General features: G+C 72.3%; 22 protein-coding genes and 2 tRNA genes. 15 read left to right on the top strand and 9 right to left on the bottom strand.

Features of this window, described 5'->3' with window-relative positions:
• Positions 1 to 4: 4 nt before the first annotated feature.
• The 4 genes from proB to EBO15_RS33905 all read left to right on the top strand — a co-directional run bounded on the left by proB (position 5) and on the right by EBO15_RS33905 (position 5,238).
• A complete protein-coding gene (gene proB, locus EBO15_RS33920; protein ID WP_378238049.1) occupies positions 5 to 1,111 on the top strand; it encodes a glutamate 5-kinase in 1,107 nt (368 codons plus the stop codon).
• A gap of 83 nt (positions 1,112 to 1,194) precedes the next feature.
• A complete protein-coding gene (locus EBO15_RS33915; protein WP_122198574.1) occupies positions 1,195 to 2,478 on the top strand; it encodes a glutamate-5-semialdehyde dehydrogenase in 1,284 nt (427 codons plus the stop codon).
• A gap of 160 nt (positions 2,479 to 2,638) precedes the next feature.
• The gene (locus tag EBO15_RS33910; RefSeq protein ID WP_122198565.1) at positions 2,639 to 4,399 is read left to right on the top strand and encodes a TIGR03767 family metallophosphoesterase; all 1,761 of its coding nucleotides are present in this window, start codon (positions 2,639 to 2,641) and stop codon (positions 4,397 to 4,399) included.
• Between the two features lie 119 nt (positions 4,400 to 4,518).
• Positions 4,519 to 5,238: a TNT domain-containing protein gene (locus EBO15_RS33905; RefSeq protein ID WP_122198564.1), complete on the top strand. Its 720-nt coding sequence runs from the start codon at positions 4,519 to 4,521 to the stop codon at positions 5,236 to 5,238.
• A 130-nt stretch (positions 5,239 to 5,368) separates the two neighbouring features.
• On the opposite strand, the gene EBO15_RS33900 is transcribed toward EBO15_RS33905, so the two are convergent.
• The gene (locus EBO15_RS33900) at positions 5,369 to 5,905 is read right to left on the bottom strand and encodes an NUDIX domain-containing protein (protein ID WP_122198573.1); all 537 of its coding nucleotides are present in this window, start codon (positions 5,903 to 5,905) and stop codon (positions 5,369 to 5,371) included.
• 95 nt (positions 5,906 to 6,000) lie between these two features.
• Between EBO15_RS33900 and EBO15_RS33895 the strand changes: the two genes are divergently transcribed.
• On the top strand, positions 6,001 to 6,633 hold the full coding sequence (locus tag EBO15_RS33895) for a formylglycine-generating enzyme family protein (RefSeq protein ID WP_122198563.1): 633 nt from the start codon (positions 6,001 to 6,003) through the stop codon (positions 6,631 to 6,633).
• 16 nt (positions 6,634 to 6,649) lie between these two features.
• Here EBO15_RS33895 and EBO15_RS33890 read toward each other — a convergent pair whose 3' ends face one another.
• Genes EBO15_RS33890 through EBO15_RS33880 form a run of 3 tightly spaced genes read right to left on the bottom strand, consistent with a single transcriptional unit; the run spans position 6,650 to position 9,401 of the window.
• A complete protein-coding gene (locus tag EBO15_RS33890) occupies positions 6,650 to 7,069 on the bottom strand; it encodes a VOC family protein (RefSeq protein WP_122198562.1) in 420 nt (139 codons plus the stop codon).
• Between the two features lie 16 nt (positions 7,070 to 7,085).
• A complete protein-coding gene (locus EBO15_RS33885; protein WP_122198561.1) occupies positions 7,086 to 8,384 on the bottom strand; it encodes an Ig-like domain repeat protein in 1,299 nt (432 codons plus the stop codon).
• Positions 8,385 to 8,435: 51 nt separating this feature from the next.
• Entirely contained in the window at positions 8,436 to 9,401 is a 966-nt protein-coding gene (locus EBO15_RS33880; RefSeq protein ID WP_122198560.1) for a helix-turn-helix transcriptional regulator, read from the bottom strand.
• Positions 9,402 to 9,525: 124 nt separating this feature from the next.
• Here EBO15_RS33880 and EBO15_RS33875 point away from each other — a divergent pair, with 124 nt between their 5' ends.
• Positions 9,526 to 10,629: an epoxide hydrolase family protein gene (locus EBO15_RS33875; protein ID WP_122198559.1), complete on the top strand. Its 1,104-nt coding sequence runs from the start codon at positions 9,526 to 9,528 to the stop codon at positions 10,627 to 10,629.
• Between the two features lie 38 nt (positions 10,630 to 10,667).
• On the opposite strand, the gene EBO15_RS33870 is transcribed toward EBO15_RS33875, so the two are convergent.
• Positions 10,668 to 11,348: an SDR family oxidoreductase gene (locus tag EBO15_RS33870; RefSeq protein ID WP_122198558.1), complete on the bottom strand. Its 681-nt coding sequence runs from the start codon at positions 11,346 to 11,348 to the stop codon at positions 10,668 to 10,670.
• A gap of 181 nt (positions 11,349 to 11,529) precedes the next feature.
• Complete coding sequence (locus EBO15_RS33865; protein WP_122198572.1) at positions 11,530 to 12,558, bottom strand: M48 family metallopeptidase; 1,029 nt, start codon at positions 12,556 to 12,558, stop codon at positions 11,530 to 11,532.
• 268 nt (positions 12,559 to 12,826) lie between these two features.
• Between EBO15_RS33865 and EBO15_RS33860 the strand changes: the two genes are divergently transcribed.
• From EBO15_RS33860 to EBO15_RS33825, 8 genes are all read left to right on the top strand, one after another.
• Entirely contained in the window at positions 12,827 to 14,161 is a 1,335-nt protein-coding gene (locus EBO15_RS33860; protein ID WP_199744967.1) for a phenylacetate--CoA ligase family protein, read from the top strand.
• Positions 14,162 to 14,238: 77 nt separating this feature from the next.
• Positions 14,239 to 14,832, top strand: a complete 594-nt coding sequence (gene nadD / locus EBO15_RS33855; protein ID WP_122198557.1) for a nicotinate-nucleotide adenylyltransferase — start codon at positions 14,239 to 14,241, stop codon at positions 14,830 to 14,832.
• Between the two features lie 192 nt (positions 14,833 to 15,024).
• The gene (rsfS, locus tag EBO15_RS33850) at positions 15,025 to 15,435 is read left to right on the top strand and encodes a ribosome silencing factor (RefSeq protein WP_122198556.1); all 411 of its coding nucleotides are present in this window, start codon (positions 15,025 to 15,027) and stop codon (positions 15,433 to 15,435) included.
• Between the two features lie 91 nt (positions 15,436 to 15,526).
• Entirely contained in the window at positions 15,527 to 16,144 is a 618-nt protein-coding gene (locus EBO15_RS33845; RefSeq protein WP_233616614.1) for a histidine phosphatase family protein, read from the top strand.
• An 82-nt stretch (positions 16,145 to 16,226) separates the two neighbouring features.
• A tRNA-Ala gene (locus EBO15_RS33840) sits at positions 16,227 to 16,299 on the top strand.
• Positions 16,300 to 16,445: 146 nt separating this feature from the next.
• Positions 16,446 to 16,676, top strand: a complete 231-nt coding sequence (locus tag EBO15_RS33835) for a hypothetical protein (RefSeq protein WP_122198554.1) — start codon at positions 16,446 to 16,448, stop codon at positions 16,674 to 16,676.
• A 128-nt stretch (positions 16,677 to 16,804) separates the two neighbouring features.
• A tRNA-Ala gene (locus tag EBO15_RS33830) sits at positions 16,805 to 16,877 on the top strand.
• Between the two features lie 103 nt (positions 16,878 to 16,980).
• Entirely contained in the window at positions 16,981 to 20,205 is a 3,225-nt protein-coding gene (locus tag EBO15_RS33825; protein WP_122198553.1) for a BTAD domain-containing putative transcriptional regulator, read from the top strand.
• A gap of 20 nt (positions 20,206 to 20,225) precedes the next feature.
• On the opposite strand, the gene EBO15_RS33820 is transcribed toward EBO15_RS33825, so the two are convergent.
• The 3 genes from EBO15_RS33820 to EBO15_RS33810 form a co-directional block, all read right to left on the bottom strand.
• Positions 20,226 to 21,044 (bottom strand): ABC transporter permease, encoded by an 819-nt coding sequence (locus tag EBO15_RS33820; protein ID WP_122198552.1) that lies wholly within the window; start codon positions 21,042 to 21,044, stop codon positions 20,226 to 20,228.
• Complete coding sequence (locus tag EBO15_RS33815) at positions 21,041 to 22,033, bottom strand: ATP-binding cassette domain-containing protein (protein WP_122198551.1); 993 nt, start codon at positions 22,031 to 22,033, stop codon at positions 21,041 to 21,043. The genes EBO15_RS33820 and EBO15_RS33815 overlap by 4 nt, the downstream gene beginning before the upstream one ends.
• Before the next feature lie 519 nt (positions 22,034 to 22,552).
• Positions 22,553 to 23,152, bottom strand: a complete 600-nt coding sequence (locus tag EBO15_RS33810) for a TetR/AcrR family transcriptional regulator (RefSeq protein WP_122198550.1) — start codon at positions 23,150 to 23,152, stop codon at positions 22,553 to 22,555.
• Between the two features lie 66 nt (positions 23,153 to 23,218).
• Here EBO15_RS33810 and EBO15_RS33805 point away from each other — a divergent pair, with 66 nt between their 5' ends.
• On the top strand, positions 23,219 to 24,034 hold the full coding sequence (locus EBO15_RS33805) for an SDR family NAD(P)-dependent oxidoreductase (protein ID WP_122198549.1): 816 nt from the start codon (positions 23,219 to 23,221) through the stop codon (positions 24,032 to 24,034).
• Positions 24,035 to 24,609 lie beyond the last annotated feature (575 nt).

The following is a 24,609-nucleotide window of genomic DNA, read 5'->3' as shown; positions in this document are numbered from 1 at the left end:
ACTGGTGACCATCCGTAAGGCGGTCGGCGAGGCCCGGCGGATCGTGGTGAAGGCGGGGTCGTCCTCGCTGACGACCCCGCAGGGCACCATCGACGCCAACCGGATCGACGCCCTGGTGGACGTGCTGGCCGCGCGCCGCGCCGCCGGGACCGAGATCGTGTTCGTGTCGTCGGGCGCGATCGCCGCCGGGCTCGGCCCGCTCGGGCTGACCCGGCGCCCGCGCGACCTGGCCACCCAGCAGGCCGCCGCGTCCGTCGGGCAGGGCCTGCTGGTCGCCCGGTACACCGCGTCGTTCGCGCGGTACGGGCTGACGGTCGGGCAGGTGCTGCTGACGCCGGACGACATGATGCGCCGCTCGCACCACCGCAACGCGCAGCGCGCGGTCGCCCAGCTCCTGGCGCTCGGCATCGTCCCGGTCGTGAACGAGAACGACACGGTCGCGACCGACGAGATCCGGTTCGGGGACAACGACCGGCTCGCGGCGCTCGTCGCCCATCTGACCAGGGCGGACGCGCTCGTCCTGCTCTCCGACGTGGACGCGCTCTACACCGGTGACCCGGCCCGGCCGGGCGTCCGGCGGATCGAGGAGGTCCGGTCGCCCGCCGACCTGGCGGGGATCGAGCTCGGCGGATCCGGGCGCGTCGGGACGGGCGGCATGGTCACCAAGGTCGAGGCCGCGCGGATCGCGGGCGTCCCGGTCGTGCTGACCGACGCCGCGCGCGCCGCCGCCGCGCTCGCCGGAGAGCCGGTCGGCACCTACTTCCATCCCGGCGACGCGCCGCGCATGTCGTCCCGGAACCTGTGGCTCGCGCACGCGACGACCGGGCAGGGCCGGGTCGTCCTGGACGCGGGCGCGATCGAGGCGGTCGTGCAGCGGCGCAAGTCGCTGCTGCCCGCCGGGGTCACCGGCGTCCAGGGCGAGTTCGCGGCGGGCGACCCCGTCGACCTGGTCGGCACCGACGGGCGGGTCGTCGCGCGCGGCCTGGTCAACTACGACGCCGCCGAGATCCCCGAGCTGATGGGCCGCTCGACCCGCTGGCTGGCGCGCGAGCTGGGCCCGGAGTACGAACGCGAGGTCATTCACCGCGACCACCTGGTCGTCCTCGCCTGAAACAGAGTGATGTCCCGAGCACGGTCGATGGCGCCCGTCCCCACCGCGGAAACCAGGAAAGGGGTTCGCCGATGAGCGAGCCGATGAGCGAGCCGAGCAACGAGGCGAGCACTGCAGAGAGGGACGCGTTCCTGCGTGTGGCCGAGTTCGGCCGGGCGGCGTCGGCGGAGCTGGCCCCGCTGCCGCGGGCGGCCAAGGACGCGGCGCTGCACGCGATCGCGGACGCGCTGGCCGCCCGCGCCGACGAGGTCGTCAAGGCGAACGCGGTCGACGTCGCGCGGGCGCGCGAGGCGGGCACGTCCGAGGCGATGATCGACCGGCTGGCGCTGAGCCGCGAGCGGGTCGAGGCGGTCGCCGCGGCCGTCCGGAACGTCGCGTCGCTGCCCGATCCGGTCGGCGAGACCGTGCGCGGGTACGTGCTGCCGAACGGCCTGTCGGTGCAGCAGGTCCGGGTGCCGCTGGGCGTCGTCGGGATCATCTACGAGGGCCGCCCGAACGTCACCGTGGACGCGGCGGCGCTGTGCCTGAAGAGCGGGAACGTCGCGCTGCTGCGCGGGTCGTCCTCGGCGTTCGAGTCGAACACCGCGCTCGTCGGGATCATGCAGGACGCGCTGCGCGCCACGGACGTGCCGGAGGACGCCGTCCAGCTGGTGCCGGGCACCTCGCGCGAGTCGGTGAGGCACCTGATGCGGGCGCGCGGCCTCGTGGACGTGCTGATCCCGCGCGGCGGCGCGTCGCTGATCGACTCGGTCGTGCAGGAGTCGACCGTCCCGGTGATCGAGACCGGTGTCGGGAACTGCTCGGTGTACGTGGACGAGTCCGCCGACCTGGACATGGCGCTGGCGATCCTGGTGAACGCCAAGACGCAGCGTCCGTCGGTGTGCAACGCGGCCGAGACGGTCCTGATCCACGCGAACGTCGCGGACCGGTTCCTGCCGCGCGCGCTGGCCGCGCTGAAGGAGAGGGGCGTGACCGTCCACGGGGACGCCCTGGTCCGCGCCTACTCGCCGGACGTCGTCGCCGCGACCGAGGACGACTGGTACGCCGAGTACCTGTCGCTCGACATCGCCGCCCGGGTCGTCCCGTCCCTGGACGAGGCCGTCGCGCACATCCGCAGGTTCGGGTCCGGGCACACCGAGGCGATCATCACGGACTCCCAGCCCGCCGCGAAGCGGTTCGTCGCGCTCGTCGACTCGGCCGCGGTGATGGTGAACGCCTCGACCCGGTTCACCGACGGCGAGGAGTTCGGCTTCGGCGCGGAGATCGGCATCTCGACGCAGAAGCTGCACGCGCGCGGGCCGATGGGCCTGCCGGAGCTGACGTCCACGAAGTACGTCGTCACGGGTGAGGGCCACACCCGCGGCTGATCCGCTGATCCGGCCGATGCGTGGGAGCCGAGACCGGGCCGGACGGGCCCGGATCCGAGCGCCGCGTCCCCTCCCGGGGGCGCGGCGTTTCGCTTCGTGCGTGATATGTGACAGATTTACCCTTGATGTAACTGTGCACGGTGTGGTCTGATTCACTCTCGTGAATGGTGCTTCCTCCCGGTCGGCGGGCCCGACCCGCCGCAGTGTCCTGCTGGGAGCGGGGGCCGCGGGTCTCGCGGTCTCCGGCCTGGCCGCCTTCCCCGCCCGTCCCGGCTACGCCGCGACCCCGCTCCGCGGCTCCGCCGCAGGGACGACCCTGGACCGGACGCTGGTCCTCGGCCGTCCCGGGGCGGGCGGCTACCGGAAGATCGTCGCCGGGCCCGGGGAACCCCACGTCCTGCGCCGCGACCTCGGCGGGACGGCCGCCGTCCGGCGCGCCGCCGCCCGCCGGGGCCTGCTGGCGTTCGGGCAGCTCACCGACGTGCACATCGTGGACGCGCAGTCCCCGGGCCGGGTCGAGTTCCTGGACCGGGTCAAGGACCTGGTGAGCGCGATCCCGACCGAGGGCGCCTACCGTCCGCAGGAGATCCTCACCACGCACGTCGCCGAGGCGATGGTCCGCGCGATGAACCGCGTCGGGCACGGCCCGGCGACCGGCCTCGGCCTCGCGTTCACCATCAACACCGGCGACGCCGCCGACAACACGCAGTACAACGAGCTGCGCTGGATCATCGACCTGCTCGACGGCCGCACCGTCACCCCCGACTCCGGCGACCCGCGCCGCTACGAGGGCGTGATGGACGGCGTCGGCTACAGCGCCGCCTACTGGCACCCGGACGGCCCGCCGCCCGGCCACGCCGCCGACCAGGCCCTCGCCAAGTACGGCTTCCCGCGCGTCCCCGGCCTGCTCGACGCGGCCCGCCGCCCGTTCAAGGCGACCGGCCTGCGCACCCCGTGGCTCGCCGCGTTCGGCAACCACGACGGCCTCATGCAGGGCAACCTCCCGCCGAACCCGCTGCTCGCCGCGCTCGCGACCGGCGGCACGAAGATCGTCGCGCCCGCCGACGCCGCGCAGGCGGACAAGCTGGCGCGCATTCTCCAGAGTGGGAACGCGGGCGAGTTCGCGCGGCTCGCCGCGCAGTCCAACGGCGGACTGTTCCGGCAGGTCACGGCCGACCCGAAGCGCCGCGTCCTGTCGCGCGCCGAGGTCGTCCGCGAGCACTTCACCACCTCGTCCGGGCTGCGCGGCCACGGCTTCACCGCCGAGAACCTGCTCAAGGGCACCGCGTACTACGGCTTCGACCAGGGGATCGTCCGCGGGCTCGTCCTGGACACCGTCAACCCGAACGGCTACTCCGAGGGCTCGCTCGACAAGACCCAGCTCGCCTGGCTGGAGGCGCAGCTCAAGGCCGGCAGCCGGACGTACTACGACGCCTCGGGCGCGAAGGTCTCCCACAACGTCAAGGACCGGCTGTTCGTCCTGTTCAGCCACCACACGATCGCGTCGCTGAAGAACTCCCTCGGCGGCGGGCGCGTCCTCGGCGACGAGGTCAAGGCGCTTCTGCTGCGCTTCCCGAACGTCGTCCTGTGGGTGAACGGCCACACGCACGTCAACCAGGTCACCCCGCACGCGCGGCAGGGCGGCGGCGGGTTCTGGGAGGTCAACACGGCCGCCCACATCGACTACCCGCAGCAGTCCCGCGTCCTCGAGCTCGCCGACAACCGCGACGGCACCCTCTCGATCTTCGCGACCGTCCTGGACACGGCGGGCCCCGAGACCCACAAGGGCATCGGCGACCCGGTGGCCCTGGCGTCCCTGTCGCGCGAGCTCTCGGGCAACGACTGGCAGGACGACCCGGCGCACCGCCGGGGCAAGACCGAGGACCGCAACGTCGAACTCCTCATCCCGGCCCCCTTCTAAAGGGCGCGTGAAACGAACCCCGGGTAGCCGAATATGGCCGCCCGGGGTTCTTGTCACCAGGCGTGTTCACTCACATCCTGGGCGTGGTCATCAGTCCCACCCGTCACGGAAGGCGGACCATGCCCCACCTGCCCCACCTGCGCCATCGACTCGCCTGGCCGCTCACGGCCCTCGCCCTGCTCGTCGGACCGCTCGGCGGGGTCCCGGCGTCCGCCGCGACGCCCGCCCCGCCGGTCCCGGCTCCGTCCGCGTCGGCCTCGGCGGGGACGTCCGTCCAGCCGCCGGGGCCGAACACGGCCTGCTCGGCGGCCGACTACGACAACGACGCGCGCCTCGGCCCGGCCGTCCTGCCCAACCGCGGCGTCGTCGGACGCGAGCTGCACGGCTACCGGCGCTTCGGCGACCTGACCGAGTCGGAGTTCCTGAAGGACAACTGGGACTCCGCGGCGAACGGCTGGCGCTACCCGCCCGCCGACGGCTTCCTCATCGGCCGGGACGGCAAGCCGATCAAGCACGCCTTCCGCCTGCGCCGCAACGTCCGCATCGACCGCTTCGGCAGCGAGTACGGCGGCTTCCTCGCGCCCTTCGGCCTGGCCTACGCGCGGCGTTCCATCCCGCCGCAGAACCTCGACAACGCGCAGAACCCGGCGGGCTGCAACTGGCGCGCGTACCGCGTCCTGCGCGCCTTCAAGGTGGAGTCGGGACCGAGCGCCCCGGCGTTCGAGCAGCCCGGTCACGGCACCCAGTACATGCTGGACGGCGCCCTCGTCCCCGGCGCCCCGAGCCGCCTGAACGTCCTGTGGCTCGTGGACAACGGCTACCTCGCCCGCCTCAACTGACCCAGGGACCCCGGAGGTTGGACTCCCGGAGACCGGACGGCCGGACGCGTCGCCGCGCCCGGCCGTCCGTGTGTCCGGAGTCCGCGTGCTCGGAGTGCGCGCGCCGTCAGAGTCGCCGTCAGAGTCGCGGTCAGAGTCCGCGCATGGTCAGCAGCGCGTAGGCCGCCACGGTCGAGTCGTCGGTGATCTCGCCGCGCAGCACCATGTCCTGGAACTGGGCGCGGGAGAAGAACCCCTGCCGCATGTCCTGCTCCTCGAGCTCCCGGTCGTGCGGGCCCTGCTCCAGGTCGGTCGCGAGGAACACGTTGTACCCGTTCGTCGCCGACCCCAGCGACGAGTGCAGGAACCCCAGGTGCCGCATCCGCCCCGCCCGCAGGCCCGTCTCCTGGACGAGCTCGGTCCGCGCCAGCTCCTCCGGATCCCCGTCGGCCCGGTTCGGGTACGACCCCTGCGGGAAGTTCCAGGTCCGGCGTCCGATCGGGTACCGGAACTCCTCGACCATCACGAATCCGTCGTCCTGCATGGGGATGACCACCGCGAAGTCCGGCCGGTCGACGACGCCGTAGATGCCCCGCGACCCGTCCGCCCGCTCGATCTCGTCCTCGCGGACGAGGATCCACGGGTTCTCGTAGACGACCCGGCTGCTCACCTGCCTGATGCTGCTCATGGTCGTCATCATTCCCGACGCCCGTCAGCGGCCATGGGCGCTCCCTGTTTCCCGCGGGGCGGGTCGCGGCCCGCCGGACCTACGATCGGGACGTGATGATCGACATTCCGGCGGGCGCGGTGACGCTGTCCGACCGGCGCACCGGACGCCGCTGGCCGGTCGAGTTGGACGCCTTCCAGATCGCCGCGCTGCCCGTGACCCAGGAGCTGTACGCCCAGGTCACGGGCCTCCGTCCGTCCGCGGCGTCCGGTGACCGGCTCCCCGTCGAGAACGTCTCGTGGTGGGACGCGATCCACTTCTGCAACGCCCTCTCCGAGCAGGAGGGCCTCGCGCCCGCCTACCGCGTCCACGGCGACGAGGTCGAAGAGGACCGCTCCGTCGGCGGATACCGGCTCCCGACCGAGGCCGAGTGGGAGTACGCGTGCCGCGCGGGCACGAGCGGCCCCCACTACGCCCCGCTGGACGACATCGCCTGGTACCGGGAGAACTCCGGCGAACGCCCGCACGAGGTCGGCACCAGGCTCCCCAACCCCTGGGGCCTCCACGACATGCTCGGCAACGTCTGGAACTGGTGCTGGGACTTCTACGACCCCGAGGTCTACGGCACCTACCACGTCCTGCGCGGCGGCGGCTGGTTCGACGAGCACTGGAGCTGCCGCGCCTCCGCCCGCCGCCGCAGCCATCCCACCTACCGCGTCGACGACGTCGGCTTCCGCGTCGCCCGCTGAGACGCCGCGTCGGGGCTCACGACGCGGGGAACCCCCAGGTCTCCAGGAAGCCCGGCCTGGCGGACACGTCGATCAGCTCCACGTTCGCGCCGATCGAGTCCACCCGGTGGTAGGCGAACGGACGCCCATAAGGGCAGCCGGAGAACTCCACGCCGAATCCCTCGTCCTCCAGCCGCGACGACTCCGCCTCCTGGTCGGGCGACCAGAACCCGAAGTGGTGGAAACCCGGCTTCGACGTGTCGCCCCACGGCCCGCCGGGGGCCGCCTCGATCAGCTCGACGTACGGTGGCCCCTCGGAGAAGACGATCCGGTAGTCCCAGTCGCCGATGCGCCGGGCGCGCGGCTCGCGCCAGGTCAGCGATGCCACGCGGGACAGATCGCGCATCGCCGCGCCAAGGTCGGGGACGGTGAAGCAGACGTGGTAGTAAGTGTTCACTGTCTCGACCCTGGCTTCATGATGAGAAGGTCTTGCTCGTCGTCGTCAGGTAGGGGCCCTGTGCGGGCAGGCGCAGCCGGAAGTAGTAGCCCTTGCCCAGCTTGAGGCCGCTGAAGGAGACGAGGCCGTTCTTGCCCGTGGTGGCGTTCCGGTACCAGTGCCACGTCTTGCTGCCCGCGTGCCGGTAGTACAGGCCCACCTTGAGGCCGCGCATCGTGGAGTGGCTGCGCTGGCCGTTGTACCAGTCGTAGAGGTGGGCGTTCACCTGGGTGCCACGCGTCGACCGCCAGGCGGAGAGGTTGGCGAAGTGGCCCTGGTCGGTGATGGTGTGAGCCACGAGTCCGCTGGTGCCGGCCAGGTTCGAGTCGTCGCGGACGACGCGGGCCTGCCAGTCGGCGGTGCCGAGCGGGCCGGAGACCAGGATGGAGAACCTCCCGATCTCGTCGGTCTGAACGCCCCCGATGGTGTGCCAGGTCTTCGAGCCCTTCGGCCGGTAGTACAAGCTCACCAGGGGCGAATGCGGAGGAGCACCCCACTGCGAGCCGTGGCCCCACTGCACCCGTCCGGTGGCGGAGGCGTCGTGATGGGCCTCGCTCTTGGACGGCATCGCGAAGGAGACGACCCGGGTGCCGTCGTACGCCTCGATCACCCGGACGACGCCATCGCTCGCCCGGTAGTAGGAATCGGCATTGGCGTCCGTCGACACGCTCCAGATGTTCGGAGCGGCGACCGGGACGGTGACGGCGAAGCGGCCGTCGTCACCGGAGGTCGTCCTGGAGGACCCGTCGCCGGTGAGCGTCAGCGGAACGCGGGGGAGCGGCCTCCATACGCCGTCCAGAAGGATCTGCGCGACCCCGGAGAAGGTGACCGACGCGCCCGCGCGCACCGTCGCGGGCGTCGGGTCGAGCAGGACGCGGCTGCCCACGCGCTCGGCCTTCTCGGAGGCGACGTCGCCCCGGGACGGCTGGTGGGCGTCGTCACCGGCGAACGCGGCGGTCAGCGTGCCGCCGGACGGCAGGTCCACGGTCGCGGAGAACGAGCCGTCCGCGTCCGTCGTGGTGGTGCCGACCGTGGCGCCGTTGAGCCGCACGTCGACGGGCACACCGGCGAGCGGCTGCCACTGCCGCTGGACGAGCTGCCGCAGCCGCCCCTGGACGGTGACCGTCCGGTGCTCGTAACTGACGGCCGTGCTGGACGTGGACAGGCCCGTGAACTGCGTGCCGACCGTGGGGGCGGCGTACGCCGCCTGAAGGGGGAGGGACGCGGCGACCGTCACGGCGGTCGCGGCGAGGGAGAGCAGAGCGGAACGGCGCACCGAACCTCGACCTTTCTCGAAAAGGAGGAGCCGATCGTACGCCCGAGATGATCAAGCGGGCCTGTCGGGGCCACCTTCGGCCGCGGCCGCCGCGCGCGCCGCGAGTTCCCGCAGGTGGACGACCAGTTCGGGCGGCGAGTGGACCTCGAACCGGCAGCCCAGCATCAGCAGCCGGCTGGCCAGCCAGGGGACCGTGTCGGCCCGGCCGCGCAGCCGGCACGTGGACGCGTCGACCGGGGTGATCTCGTCCGGGGCGACGCGGAGCACGCGGACGGCGTCGGCGGCGGGCAGGTGCAGTGTCGCGTCCACCTCGTGCGTCGGGACGATCGAGTACAGCTTGTCCAGGACGTACGCGGCCGCGTCCCCGCCCGGAACGTCCCGGCCGGCGTGGCGCTGCCCGGTCCGCGCGGGCTCCGAGATCCGGTCGACGCGGAACACCCGCCAGTCGTCCCGCCGGTCGTCGTAGGCCAGCAGGTACCAGCGCCTCCGCACCGGGACGAGCCGGTGCGGCTCCACCACGCGCCGCTCGCCGCGGAACAGGAACCGCAGCCGTTCCCCGGCCGCGGCGGCCCCCGCGATCACCGCCAGGACGGCCGGGTCGACGTTCGGCGCGTCCGGTTCGGGCAGCGGCGCGTCGACCACGTCCCCGAGCGCCGAGACCCGGTGCCGCAGCCGGGACGGCAGCACCTGCTCCAGCTTCGCCAGCGCCCGGACGGCGGCCGGTCCGATGCCCTCGACGGGCTGCCCGCCGACCGTCCGCAGGCTCACCGCGACGGCGACGGCCTCCTCGTCGTCCAGGAGCAGCGGCGGCATCGCGGTGCCCGCGACCAGCCGGTATCCGCCGTCCGGGCCCATCGTCGTCTCGACCGGGTAGCCGAGGTCGCGCAGCCGCTCGACGTCCCGCCGCACGGTCCGGGGCGTGACGTCCAGCCGTCCGGCGAGCTCGGTCGCCGACCACCGCCGCGGCGTCTGGAGATGCGACAGCAGTCTGAGCAGACGCGACGAGGTCCCGGACATATCGCCCGGATCCTACTCGCCCAGGAACGCCCCGACCCGGGCGAGCACCTCTGCCACCCACCGACGACGCAAGGACGTCTGTGTAGGAACGATCCTGACCTACACGGTTCGTAGCGTCATTCCCATGAGCAACGAGATCCGTCCGTTCCGCATCGACATTCCCCAGGCCGACATCGACGACCTGAACGACCGCCTCGCGCGCACGCGGTGGGGCGCCCCGCCGCCCGGCGACGGCTGGGACGGGGGAGTGCCGGCCGCGTTCATGAAGGAGCTCGCCGAGTACTGGCGCACCGGCTTCGACTGGCGCGTGCAGGAGGCGCGGTTCAACGGGTTCCCGCAGTTCGTGACGGAGATCGACGGATACGACGTGCACTTCCTGCACGTCCGGTCGGACGACCCGGACGCGCTGCCCGTCCTGCTCGTCCACGGCTGGCCCAACTCGTTCGCCGAGTTCGCGGACCTGATCCGCCCGCTGACCGAGCGGGGCTTCCACGTCGTCGTCCCGAGCACGCCGGGCGTCGGCTTCTCCGCCGCGCCGCGCGAAAGGACGGGCTGGGACGCGTCGCGCGTCGCGCGGATGTGGGCCGAGCTGATGCGCCGCCTCGGCTACGACCGGTACGGCGTGGAGGGCGGCGACTTCGGCGCGTACGTCGCGCCCGAGGTGGCCAAGGCCGCGCCGGACGCCGTCGTCGGCGTGTACGTCATCAGCGGCCTCGGCTTCCCCACCGAGCAGGACGTCCCGGACATGCTGCCCGAGGAGAAGGAGCAGTACGACCTGATGCAGCAGTGGGCGGGGGCCGAGGTCCTCGACCACCACCACGTCAACCGCATCGCGCCGCGGACCTTCGCCTACGGCTGGGACGACTCGCCCGTCGCCGCCCTCGCCTGGATGACCCACAAGTTCAACGACTTCGCCACCGGCGCGTTCGACGCCGTCGACCGCGACCTGTTCCTCGCGAACGTCGCCCTCTACTGGTTCACGCGCTCGTTCGGCACCGCGTCCTGGCCCTACCGTGCCCAGGGCGGGACGATGACCTGGCCCGAAGGACAGAAGAACGTCCCCTCCGGGACCTACAGCGGTCCGCCCGGCATCCGCCGCCTCGCCGAGCGGACCAACGAGATCGTCCACTGGGGCGAGGGCAACCCGGGCACGCACCACTTCGTCGCGATGGAGGAGCCGACCGCCGTCGCCGCCGACATGAAGCTCTTCTTCGACAAGGTCCGCTGACCCGCGGCCGACCCCGGCTCATCCCAGCTCATCCCGGCTCACCAGGCGACCGGACGCCGGTCGCGGAAGAAACCGCCGGTCGGGCCGTCGTCCGGAAGGGTGGCGGCCCAGACGATCCCCGCCGCGCCGTCCGCGACCGGACGCCCGCCCGGACCGCCCATGTCGGTCGCGACCCAGCCGGGGCAGACCGCGTTCACCAGGATCCCGTCCGGCCGCAGCTCGTCGGCGAGCATCCGGGTCAGCGCGTTCAGCGCGACCTTGGTCGTGGTGTAGGCGGGCGCGCCGCCGGTCATGTCGGCCAGCGACGCGATCCCGCTCGACACGTTCACGATCCGGCCGGACGGGCTGCGCCGCAGCAGCGGCAGGAACGCCTGCGCCATCCGCCACGGCCCGTACAGGTTGGTCTCGGCGGCCTCGCGCACCACGTCGAGGTCGGCGGTCGCCGCGTTCTGCCACGTGTCGTAGTGGATCGCGGCGTTGTTGACCAGGACGTCCAGCCCGCCGAGCCGCTTCTCGACCTCCGCCACGGCCGCCGCGACGTCCTCCCCGGACGTCACGTCCAGCCGGACGGGCACGGCGGGTCCTCCCAGCTCCGCGGCCGTCCTCTCGGCCGCGTCCCGTGACCGGGCGGCGACCGCGACGGTGTGCCCCAGCCCGGTCAGCTGCCGGGCGACCTCCCGCCCGATGCCCCGGTTCGCCCCGGTGACCAACGCGATCATCTGCGCACGCTCCCTCTCCGCCGATCGACACGATCTTGATCGGTGAGCGCGCCGGATGTCCAATGCCGCCCTTCATGCCATACCGGCATGAATACTGGTCAGGCCCCAGAAATCCTGGTCGGTCCCAGGAAATGCGAAGGCGGCCGCCGCCCCTCGCGACGGCCGCCCTCCTCGGTGCGGGTCAGCCGGCCCCGCCGTTGCCGCGCCGTCCGATCCGGTCGAACAGGCCGCCGGCCGCGTTGGCCGCCGCGTCCGCGATGTCGCGGACCTTCCCGACGAACGGGTCGGCGCTGGACTCCCAGGACTCGCGGTACGCGCGGGCCGCGTTCTTCACCTCGTCGCTGATCGAGGCGCTGGAGTCCTCGTCGCGGCGCGGGTAGTTCCCGGCCAGGATGCTCTGGTACTCGCCCTCGCGCGCCCACTTGTCGATCTCGGCGAACCGGATCACCGAGTACGGGTGCGACTGGTTCAGCAGGTTCAGGAACTTCAGGAACCCGTCCCGGACGTCCCCGGCCGCGTCGTACTCACGCGCCTGCGCGAGGAACGCCTCGGCGTTCATCTCCGACAGTCGCGTGCCGCCCGCCAGCTTCATCATGACGCGCTTGGCGGCCTCGAGGTCCTGCCCGCAGAGCAGGCCCGCGCGGTCGGCCGACAGCTCGGCCTTCCGGAACCACTCGCGCAGCCCCATGATGATCGCGGCGATCCCGATGTTGCCGAGCGGCAGCCAGGCCAGCCGCGACCCGAGCTGCATGAGGATCAGCATCATCGTCTGGTACACCGCGTGCCCGGACAGGATGTGCCCGACCTCGTGCGCGATGACGAACCGCAGCTCCTCGTCGTCGTGCAGGTCGAGCAGCCCGGTCGTCACGACGATGAACGGGTGGTCGGAGCCGATCGCCATCGCGTTGGCGCGCGGGTCCTGTGTCACGTAGATCTCGGGGACCTCGGGCAGGTCCAGGATGTAGGCCGCGTCGCGGACCATGTCGTGCAGGTGGCGGAACTGGTCCTCGCCCGCGCGCACGGCCCCGCCGAGGAAGGTCAGCCGGATGGCCCGCTCGTTGAACAGCCCCGACATCTTCCGCAGGACGACGTCGAACCCCGAGAGCGAGCGCAGCGCCACCAGCGCCGAGCGGTCAGCGGGGTGTTCGTAGGCCCGGGAGCTGATCCCGGGGAAGCGCGTTCGTGCTCGGTCCGGTGTGTTGGTCGTCATGTCCGGCATGGTAAGTCCGACGAACACCGGGGAGCCGAGGTTCCCGGACGGCGCGTCCGGCACCGGTCCTGACCTCGTTCTGATCACGACGCCCCGCCCGGCGCGGGCCTCCCCTTCCTTCTCCGACACAGAACCCGATCCGGAGTGGAAGCCTGGACTTACCGAACGACCGGTCAGTAAGGTCGTGCGCCCGGAGCGTGTGACGCGCTTCACTCCCAAGGGACGAGCCGGCCCGGCCGGCGCGAGGGTGGACGAGGAGGGGGCGCGGATGTTCGACCCCAAGGCCGAGGCGATGTCCGTCGACGAGCGGGCCGCGCTGCAGCGGCACCGCCTGTGGGGGATGATCGACCGGCTCCTCGCGGCGGACGGCCCCCAGGGACGGTGGCTCCGCGAGGCGGGGATCGACGGCGGCGCGGACGTCCACCTGACCGACCTGCCCCGCCTGCCGTTCACCACCAAGCAACAGCTCTGGGACGCCTACCCGCTCGGCATGGTCGCCGTCCCGCGCGACCAGGTCGCGGCCGTGCACGGCTCGTCCGGCACCAAGGGCCGCCCGACGCTCGTCGCCTACACCCGCGCCGACCTGGACCTCTGGGCCTCCATGTGCGCGCGGGCGCTGGCCTGCGCGGGCGCCGGGACGGGCAGCGTCGTCCACAACGCCTACGGGTACGGCCTGTTCACCGGCGGCATGGGCCTCCACCAGGGCGCGGTGAAGTTCGGCGCGACCGTCGTCCCGGCGTCGGCCGGGATGACCGAACGCCAGGTGCGGATGATCGGCGACCTCCGTCCGGACATCCTGACCTGCACGCCCTCGTACGCGCTGCGGCTGGCCGAGGTGGCGGACCAGACCGGCGCGGACCTGTCGTCCCTCAAGGTCGGGATCTTCGGCGCGGAGCCCTGGTCGGAGGGGCTGCGCACCGCGATCCAGGCCGCCCTGCCGCTGCGGGCGCTCGACATCTACGGCCTCTCGGAGATCATCGGCCCCGGCGTCGCGACCGAGTGCCTGGAGCAGAACGGCCTGCACGTCAACGAGGACCACTTCATCGTCGAGGCCGTCGACCCCGCGACCGGCGAGCCCGTCCCGGACGGCACGCCCGGCGAGCTGGTCTTCACCACGCCGACCAAGCAGGCCCTGCCGCTCGTGCGCTACCGGACGGGCGACGTGGCGTCCCTCGCCCGCGGCGACTGCGACTGCGGCCGGACGCTCGTGCGCATGAGCAAGGTCATGGGCCGCGCGGACGACATGCTCGTGGTCCGCGGCGTGAACGTGTACCCGAGCGAGATCGAACGCGTCCTGCTCGGCTCCGGCCTGGTCGCCCCGCACTACCAGATCGTCGTGGACCGCCGCGAGGAGGCCGCGGTCCGCCTCGTCGTGGCCTGCGAGGCGATCACCCCGGGCGACGCCGCAGACCCGTCCGCCGAACTCGTCCGCCTCCTGCGCGAGGGCCTCGGCCTGCACGCGGACGTGGCCGTGCTGCCCGCCGGGGACGTCCCGCGCACCGAGGTGGGCAAGGCCGTCCGGGTCGTCCGGTGGACGGAGGGCGAGCCGCCCCTCCCCGGCCTCGCCGACCCCTCTGACCAGGACCTTCCCGGATCGGGCTGATTCACCGCCGGACCCCTCGAGGACCCCTCGCGGACCCGACGCCGGAGCTTGACGCGCCGCTGGCTATTCTCGTCGGCATGACGCAAAAGCGGCGGCTGGGGATCATGGGCGGCACGTTCGACCCGATCCACCACGGCCACCTGGTGGCGGCGAGCGAGGTGGCGCACTTCTTCGCGCTGGACGAGGTGATCTTCGTCCCCACCGGGCTCTCGTCGCACAAGCCCGACCAGAAGGTCACCCCGGCCGAGGACCGCTACCTGATGGCGGTGATCGCCACCGCGTCCAACCCGCGGTTCTCGGTCAGCCGCATCGACATCGACCGGGACGGTCCCACCTACACGGTGGACACCCTCCGCGACATGCACGCCATCCACGGCGACGACAACGAGTTCTTCTTCATCACCGGCGCGGACGCCCTGGCCAAGATGCTCGACTGGCACGACACAGAGGAACTGTTCGAACTCGCCCACTTCGTCGGCGTCACCCGCCCCGGGCACCGGCTCACCAACCCCGGCCTCCCGGACGGACGGGTCAGCCTCATGGAGGTCCCGGCGCTCGCGATCTCCTCCACCGAGTGCCGCGACCGCGTCCGCGCGGGCGAGCCGATCTGGTACCTCGTCCCGGACGGGATCGTCCAGTACATCAACAAGCGCGACCTCTACCGCGACTGAACCGGCCGAGCGGACGGCCCCGGAGGCCGCGCGACCGGAAAAGCGGTGGCGGACGCCCCATACCCTGGTAGCGAGACCGTTGCGGGCCGTCCCGGCCCGTTTGCGGGGATACGACGACGCCGGGGGATCCGGTCCGCCTCCGTGAGAGGCTGAGGCCGGACACCACCCCACAGGGAGGATCACGAGCGCACCGTGACCGCATCCGACAGGGCCGCCCAGCTGGTCCGGATCGCCGCCGAGGCGGCGGGCGACAAGCTGGCCGACGAAATCATTGCCTACGACGTGAGCGAGCAGCTCGTCATCACCGACGCGTTCGTGCTGTGCTCCGCCGCCAACGACCGGCAGGTTCGGTCGATCGTGGACGAGGTCGAGAAGCGCCTGCGCGAGGAGGCCGGGGCCAAGCCCCTCCGCCGCGAGGGCGAGCGCGAGGGCCGCTGGGTCCTGCTCGACTACGCCGACGTGATCGTGCACGTCCAGCACGAGGAGGAGCGCACCTTCTACGCCCTCGAGCGGCTCTGGAAGGACTGCCCGACCATCGAGCTCCCCGAGGACGTCAACGCGCACATGGCGCAGCGCGGCCGCTCGGCGGTCCCCGGTGAGTGACGTCCCGGCCACGGCCTCGGCCAAGGCCGGGACGAACGCCCGCGCGGGCGGCGGGCCCGCGGCGCGCGAGCCGGGGCGCCGCCGGCTCCTCCTGTGGAGGCACGGCCAGACGTCCTGGAACGTCGAGCGGCGCTTCCAGGGCAAGACCGACATCTCCCTGGACGACACGGGTGTCGAGCAGGCGCGGAGAGCGGCCCGGCTGCTCGCCGCGCTCCAGCCGACCGCGATCGTCTCGTCCACCCTCGTCCGCGCTCGGACCACCGCGCGGAGCCTGGCCGACCTGACCGGCCTCCCGGTCGAGCACGACCCGGAGCTGATCGAGCGGGACGGCGGCGAGTGGGAGGGCCTCACCGACCGGGAGATCGGCGAGCGGTACCCGGACGAGCGCGCCCGCTGGGAGCCGCCGGGCGGCGAGACCAGCCCGCAGGTCGCCAAGCGCGTCGGCACCGCCCTGGAGCGGCACGCCTCCGCCCTCGCGCCCGACGGCCTGCTGGTCGTCGCCTCGCACGGCGCCGCGCTGCGGCTCGGCATCGCGCACATGCTCGGCCTCCCCGAGGACGCGTGGAACCGCCTCGGCGGCCTGTCCAACTGCTGCTGGTCGGTGCTGACCGAGATGCGGGACGGCGGCTGGCGGCTCGCGGAGCACAACGCGGGCACCCTGCCGGAGCCCGTCATGGGCGACGACCGCGCGGGCGAGGACCGCGCCTGACGGCGTATTCGATTCGTCTGATCGCCGCCGGTCCTATATGCTGGCGGAGCGCTGCGGGGATGAACGTCCATCGCAGTCGCACGGGGCTATGGCGCAGTTGGTAGCGCGCCTCCATGGCATGGAGGAGGTCTGGGGTTCGAATCCCCATAGCTCCACAGAAGGAAAAGAGCGGTGAGCGAAAGCTCATCGCTCTTTCTGTTTCTCCTCCCCTCGCCCCTCCGCCCGGTGATCAGTTTCAAAACGGACACTGTTGCACTTGAACGGCGAAAACACTCCAGGTGTGATGGTTTCCTTACCGACCATGGGACGACACCGCAGGGGAGCACGGCGCGAGGTCACCGTCGCCGACCTGATCGACGCGCTGCGCCGGTACCCCGCCGACATGGAGGTGCGGCTCGCCACGCAGCCGCGCATGCCCCAGGAGCACTCCATCGGCGCGATCGCCGAGGCGGACGGCCTGGTCTGGATCGGCGAGGGCCGCCAGGAGGGATACGCCTCCGACGGGGTCGCCGAACGCCTCGGCTGGCGCTGATCGCCCCTCCGGCCCGTCCAGTGCCGCCCGGATCGGGGCCGGAGTCGCGATGGTCCGAACGGGTCCCGCCATGTACTAAGCTTTTCCTGCAGGTCGGCGCGGAGACGCCTCCGGGAACGGCCTGATGCGGGGCTATGGCGCAGTTGGTAGCGCGCCTCCATGGCATGGAGGAGGTCTGGGGTTCGAATCCCCATAGCTCCACAGCACGCGAGAGGGCCGGTGTCACCACCGGCCCTCTCGCTTTTCGCGTCCCCACAGGTGTTCTCGGACGATCGGGGCGTTCCGGGTAGGGGACAATGCGGGCATGGCAAGCGCGCGCATCGGCATCCTCGGGCCACTCGAGGCGCGGGACGAGACCGGCCGTCCCGTCGAGATCAGCGGTCCGCGGCTGCGCGCGCTGCTCGTCCGGCTGGCCCTGGACCCCGGCCGTCCGGTGTCCGCCGCCCGGCTCCTGGACGACCTGTGGGACGGCGACCCGCCCGGCGGCAACGCCCTTCAGGCCCTCGTGTCGCGCCTCCGCGCGGTGACCGGCAGGGACCTGGTCGAGCACAACCCGGCCGGATACCGCCTCGCGCTCGACCCGTCCGCCGTGGACGCCGTCGCCTTCGAACGGGCCGTCACCTCCGCGCGGGCGCTTCCCGGCCCGTCCGACCGCGCCGCCGCGCTGCGGCAAGCCCTGGACATGTGGCGAGGCCCGGCCCTGGCGGACGTCGCGGACGCCGACTTCGCGCGCGCACGAGCCGCCCGCCTGGAAGAGCTCCGCCTGACCGCGTCCGAAGACCGCGCCGAGGCAGAGCTGGAACTGGGGGAGTCCAGCTCGCTGCTCCCCGAACTGGAGGCCCTGGCCACCGCGCACCCGCTGCGCGAACGCGTTCGGGGTCTCCTCATGCGCGCGCTCCACCGGGCGGGCCGTCCGGCGGACGCCCTGCGCGTGTACGAGGAGACGCGCGAGCACCTGGCCGAGCACCTCGGCGTCGACCCCGCCCCTGAGCTGGCCGCCCTGCACCTGTCCATCCTCCGCCGCGACCCCGAGACCCCGCGGCCGGAGCCGGCGGCCCCTCCCGCCGCGCCCGCCGCCCCCGAACCGGAGAGGGCCCGGACGAACCTGTCCGCCGCCCTCACCAGCTTCGTCGGACGCGACGAGGCGGTGCGGCAGCTCGGCAAGCTCCTCGACGAGTCCCGGCTCGTCACCCTCACCGGACCCGGCGGCGCGGGCAAGACGCGGCTGGCGTCCGAGGCCGCCGCGCCGCTGGTCGACCGGCTGCCCGACGGCGTCTGGTTCGTCCCGCTCGCCCCGATGGCGGAGGACGGGGGCGCCGACGCGGTCGCCCAGGCCGTGATCGTCGCCCTGGGCGTCCCCGACGGGCTGCGTCCCGCCGAGGGCCGCACCGCCCCGCGCCCCCTGGACCGGCTCGCCGACCTCCTCGCCACCCGCCGCACCCTGATCGTCCTGGACAACTGCGAGCACGTCCTCGACGCCGTCGCCGCCGTCGCCGACCGGGTCCTCGCCGCCGCGCCCGAGGTCCGGGTCCTCGCGACCAGCCGCGAACCCCTCGGCATCACCGGCGAGACCCTGTACCCGGTGCCGTCGCTCGCCCTCCCCCCGCTCGGCGCGGACCCGGCGACCGCCCTCGGGCACGCGGCGACCCGGCTGCTCGCCGACCGCGCCGCCGCCGTCCGGCCCGGCTTCGCCGTGGACGAGGCGAACGTCGCCGACCTCGTCGCGATCTGCCGCGCCCTGGACGGCATCCCGCTCGCGATCGAACTCGCCGCCGCCCGCCTCCGCGCGCTCACCCCCGCGCAGGTCGCGGCCCGGCTCGGCGACCGCTTCCGGCTGCTCACCGGCGGCAGCCGCACGGCCCTGCCCCGGCACCGGACGCTCCGCGCGGTCGTCGACTGGAGCTGGGACCTGCTCGACGACGCCGAGCGGACCGTCCTCGCCCGCCTGTCGGTGTTCGCGGGCGGCGCGACCCTCGAGGCCGCCGAGCGCGTCTGCGGAGCGGGCCTCTCCGCGGACGTCATCGACGTCGTCGCGTCCCTGGTCGACAAGTCCCTGGTCATGGCCGACGGCGAGGCCGAGCCGCGCTACCGGCTGCTGGAGACCGTCCGCGTGTACGCGCGCGAGCGGCTGGACGAGACCGGCGAGACGACGGCCGTCCGCGCGGCGCACGCCGCGCACTTCCTCGAACTCGCCGAGACCGCCGAGCCCGAACTGCGCCGCGCCGACCAACTGGTGTGGGTCGAGCGGCTCACCGCCGAACGCGACAACCACAACGCGGCGTTCCAGACCGTCCTCGACACCGGGGACGGGCGGTCCGGCCTGCGCCTGGTCACCTCGCTCGTCTGGTACTGGCTGATGCGCGACCTGGAGCGGGAGGCGAGCGTGTGGGCCACCGCCGTCCACCGGCTCGTCGGGGACGAGCCGCCGCCCGGCCTCGGCGAGGAGTACGCGATCTGCGTGTTCACCGGAAGCGTCGTCGCGCGCTCCGGCCGGGACGGCCCCACTCCGGAGATCTTCGGCTCCGCCATCAACGAACTCCTGCGCTTCCTGCCCGAAAGGCCGAAGCGTCCGATGGCCGTGCTCGCCCGGCCGGTCTCCCTGCTGTTCGCCGGGGACGTCGTGGCGGCCTCGGCGTCCTTCACCGAGCTCACCGGCCATCCGGACCCGTGGATCGGTGCGATCGCCGAGACCATGCTGACCTTCAACGCCCTCCACAACGGCGACCTTGAGGCCGCCTACGTGCGCGCGCAGGAGTCCTACGAGGGATTCCGAGCCCTGGGCGACCGCCTGGGCATGGGGATCACCCTGGTCGTCCTCCTGCAGATCTCCATGAGCCGAGGCAGGCCCGAGGAGGCCATCGGCTACGGCGAGGAGGCCCGCCGGTACGCCGCGCAGGGCGTCAACCCCGACCAGGGCTCGACCGTCCTCATCCAACTCGCGGCCGCACGAGCCGAGCTGGGCGACATCGAAGGCGCCCACCAGGACCTGGCCGACGGCATCCGCGTCGCGCTCCGCATCGGCGAATACGCGGACGCGACCTTGGGCCACCTCACGGAGGCCGAACTCCACCAGGCCGCCAGCGACCTCGCGTCCGCGCGGGCCGCCACCGAGAAGGCCCTGGAACTGGTCACGCCCCGCGCCACACGCGGGGACTTCCAACGGGCCAGGACGCTCACCTACAGCAAGCTCGGCACCCTCGCCGTCCTTGACGGCGACCTCGTGCGCGCGGCCGAATGGCACGCCCGCGCGCTCCAGCACATCGACCCGAAATGGCTGCTCGTCAACCATTCACTGGCGAAGGTCGTCGAGGGCATCGCCGGGCTCTCCGCGGCCCGCGGCGACCACGAACGCGCCGCCGAGCTCCTCGGCCTGGCGCACAGCGTCGCCGGCTTCCGCGATGAGCAGGGCTTCGACCGTCGCCAGGTCATGGCCGACGTCGTCTCCACCCTGGGCCAGGACGCCTTCGACGCGGCCTACGAACGAGGCCGTGCCGGCACCCGCGAAGACGCCCTGGCTCTGAAACCCTGACCGGCGCCGTTCACACCCGCCTAGGCGCGCCGCGCGTACATGACCATCGCGATGGGGAACGTCACGGTGACGATCCCGACGGCCCAGGCGAGCGTGAACCAGACGTGGTTCCCCACCGGACCGCTCACCAGCAGCGCCCGCAGCGCGTCCGTCAGGTGCGTCACGGGATTCACCTTCGTCCACGCCTGGAGCCAGCCCGGCATCGTGCTCGTGTTCGCCACGAACACACTGCTCCCGAACGTCAGCGGCATCACGAAGATGAAAGCCAGCCCCTGGACGGTCTCCGGGGACGGCGCGAGCAGCCCGACCACCACCGAGATCCACGAGAACGCCAGGTAGAACAGGTACGCCAGTCCGAACCCCGCCAGCACGCGCAGCGGATCGGAACCGAACCGGAAGCCCAAGGCCGTGCCCGCGGCGGTCAGCACGACCATCACCGTCAGAAAGCGAACCGTGTCGCCGAGGACAGTCCCGATGAGCGGCGCCGACCGCGCGATCGGCAGGCTCCTGAACCGGTCGAAGACGCCCTTCCGCATGTCCTCGTTCAGCGCCGTCCCGAGCCCCATCGTCGCGAACATCGCCATCTGCGCCACCAGCCCCGGCAGCAGTTGCTGCAGGTAGGCATGCGTGTTCCCGGCGACCGCGCCGCCGAACACGTACAGGAACAGCGTCAGGAACACCAGCGGCATCAGCGTGACGTCGATCAGCTTCTCCGGCGAGTGCCGCAACTGCGCGATGTTCCGCCACGCCAAGGTCAGGCTGTGCCGGACGGTCCTGCGCGCGCTGACCCGGCCCGGAGGCAGCGCGGACGCCGGAGGCGCCGCCATCGTCGTGCTCATCGAACGCTCCCCTCGAGCCGCTGCTCCCCGACGGCCTCGTCCGCGGCGTCCCGGGACGCCATGTGCCCGGTCAGGCTCAGGAACACCTCGTCCAGGCTCGGCAGCCTCAGCGCCACCTCGGCCGCCACCAGGTCCACCTCGTCCAGCCGCTGGACGACCGCCCGCAGCACTCCCGGATCCGTCACCGGGACGGTCACCAGCCCCGCCTCCGCCCGCACCTCGGGCCGCTCACCGGTCAGCTCCGCCACGATCTCCGCGAGCTGCCCGGTCCGGAACACCTCCGCCGCACGGACCGCGAGCGTCTGCCGCCCGGCCCGCGCCTTCAGCCCGGCGGGCGTGCCGTCCGCGATCACCCGGCCGTGGTCGAACACCGCGATCCGGTCCGCGAGCGCGTCCGCCTCCTCCAGGTACTGCGTGGTCAGCAGCACGGTCGCGCCGTCCGCGACCAGCTCCCGGACGGTCTCCCAGACCTCCCCGCGCGCCCGCGGGTCCAGGCCGGTCGTCGGCTCGTCCAGGAACACCACCCGAGGACGGTTGATCATGCTCGCCGCGATGTCCAGCCGCCGCCGCATCCCGCCCGAGTACGTCTTGACGGCCCGGCCCCCGGCGTCGCTGAGCCGGAACCGCTCCAGCAGGCCCGCCGCGCGCGCCCGCGCCTCGGCCCGCGGCAGGTCCAGCAGCCGCCCGATCATGACCAGGTTCTCCCGGCCGGTCAGCTCCTCGTCCAGCGACGCGTACTGCCCGGTCAGCCCGATCAGCGCCCGCACCCGCGTCGCCTCCCGGCGGACGTCGAACCCGCAGATCTCCGCCCGTCCCTCGTCCGGGCGCAGCAGCGTCGCGAGCACCCGCACCGCCGTCGTCTTGCCCGCGCCGTTTGGCCCCAGGACGCCCAGGACCGTCCCCGACTCGACGTCGAGGTCCACCCCGTCCAGCGCCTGTGTCTCACCGAAGCGCTTGCGCAGCCCCTCGGCCCTAATGACGTGACCCATCCTTGGCCTCCCGTGTGGTCTCTGTAGGCGGCTCCCATGCGCCACCGCCGCTCGATATGGCGGCCCACGAGCACCGCTCATGTCGTCCACACTCGGCCTCACGCCTGATACGGCGCCGTCACCACCCCACCCCGGCTGACGTTGCGCTGATACGGCCCTGACACGTGGCCAGGATCACTGCGCATGCCGGGCATCGAAGACCCTCCGCACTCTCCCGCTACAGCGACGCCTTCGAGACCACCGCGGGCCACTCGTCCGCAATCGTGATCCACCGCCAGGACGCGCTGAACAAGGCAGATCCCCGAAGCCGCCAGCAGCCCCCTCGCCACCCATGCCCGCTCATGACCGCCGCCGAGGTCTTCCCAGCGAACCCCAGGCTCATCGTCCAGGCCTACACGGCCCGCTACGGCACCACCGACAACAAGGGCCCGGACGCCATAACAGCCGTCATGGCCGATGGCGGCGAACAAGGCCGAATCGCCGCCATCGGCCCCTGCCCCCGCCCCTCGCCCAGGAGCCTCAAGCCCCTTGCACCCGAACGGCCGAGACAGCACGAGCGACAACCCGAGCAACCTCCTCGGGACTACGCCCCCCATCACGTCCGGCAAGCAGGTCGAACGACTCGAAGCTCGTCAACTGCCAGGCCGTATCCAGCAGGTCCTCGGCAGGCTCCGCCCCTTCGAACCGGCTGAACAGCGCCGACAGACCTGCCCGGCGCATGTCATCCCGCGCGCGCAGGAGCCGGTCCAGGTCGTCGTCCAGCACAGCGATGCCCCGCAACCGCCGCAGCACCTGACGCTCCGACGCCCAGAACCCGCAGAACGCCGCGCAGAACGCCTCCACCGCCTGATCCAGGTCATCCGCCATGAACGCGGGTTCCAAGGACAGCCCGGCATGCTCCGCCAACGAATCGAACAACGCCTCCAGCACCCCGGTCTTCGACCCGAAAGCGTTGTAGACCGTCTGCCGCGACACGTCGGCGGCCTTCGCCACGGCGTCCACCGACACACGCGTCACGCCATCACCGGCCAGATGCTCTCGCGCCGCCGACAGGACGCGCCGGCGGGTCTCCTCGGCCCCGGCGGCACGCCGGTCCGAACGGTAAGGGCGGGGTGACATCCTTGACCGGCCTCCAAATTGGATTTACTGTCTGTCCAACGAATCCTATCGGAAAGCAGGCCAGCCGTGAACACCTCGACCACCCGTCCTCTCGACGGCCGCGTGACGATCGTGACCGGAGCCAGCCGCGGCATCGGCGCGGCGTCCGCCCTCGCCCTGCACCGCGCCGGATCCGCCGTCGTCCTCGCCGCCCGCGACGCCGACGCCCTCAAGGCCCTCGCCACCGAGATCACCGACGACGGGGGACGCGCCCTCGCCGTCCCGACCGACGTGACCGACGCCGAGGCCGTCGAGCGCCTCGTCCAGCAGACCCTCGACGCCTACGGACGCCTCGACGCCGCGTTCAACAACGCCGCCGGCGGAGGCCACCCGCCCACCCGTCTCGCGGATGTCGCCGTCGAGGACTTCGACAGCGCCCTCACCGTCAACCTGCGCGGCGTCTTCCTGGCCATGCGCTACGAGATCCCCGCGATGCTCGCGTGCGGCGGAGGAGCCATCGTCAACATGTCGTCCACCGCCGGCCTCCAGGCCGTGGGCGGACTCGCCGGCTACGTCTCCAGCAAGTTCGGCCTCATCGGGCTCACCCAGACCGCCGCGCTCGACTACGCCGAGGCCGGGATCCGCGTCAACGCCCTGGCCCCCGGCCCGATCCTCACCGAGCAGTTGGAGCGCGCGGGCGAGCAGGCCCAGGCCGCCGCGGCACGCGCCATGCCGATGCGCCGCATCGGAGCCCCCGACGAGGTCGCCGAAGCCGTGGTCTGGCTCTGCTCGGACGCCGCGTCCTTCATCACCGGCACCGTCCTGCCGATCGACGGCGGCAAGCTCGCGGGCATGGCCCCGTTCAGCCGCATGCCGTCCCCCAAGGCGCCCGCCACCGACTGATCCAGGCCCCGGACCAGCCCGGACGCCCCAATTTGACGACCCCTCGGGGAGTGCCTAATGTTCTTCCTGCCCCGAGGGGATGCGGGACGCCGAGAGGCGGACGGCCCCGGGGGAGACCACCGAAGAAAAACGGTTCGAAGCACTCTCCGAACCGCGTTACTCTTAAGTGGTCAGCCCGAAACGGGATGCAGGACGCCGACAAGGTGGCCGGCCCGAGGGACTCTGCCGAAAGATCACGTCGGACGACGTCATGTCGTCTGCGTCATCATGGGCGGACGGGCAAGCTCCGAAGATCGGCCCGAAAGAGCCGGTTGACAAGAGTGAAGATCCTGGTAAGGTTGAAGGGTTGCCCCGGAGCGAGGCCCGCGAGAGCGGGTGGAGCGCGGTGGGTGTCCGTTTCTTGAGAACTCAACAGCGTGACAAAAGCCAGTGCCTTTATAGATCAGGTAATGCCTGATCACCCCGTGCACGTGGATCTTCGGATTCGGGTGCAGGGATTTCTTTGAGGCAAATGCAATCCCTTTCGGGGGGTTGTTTTGCTGGGATCTTCGGATTCCTCTTTCGGGTTTGGCGGG

This window comes from Actinomadura harenae, from assembly GCF_003696215.1.
GTDB lineage: Bacteria > Actinomycetota > Actinomycetes > Streptosporangiales > Streptosporangiaceae > Spirillospora > Spirillospora harenae.
Note: the sequence above shows the minus strand (reverse complement) of the source record. Positions and strands in the feature narration are given on the sequence as shown.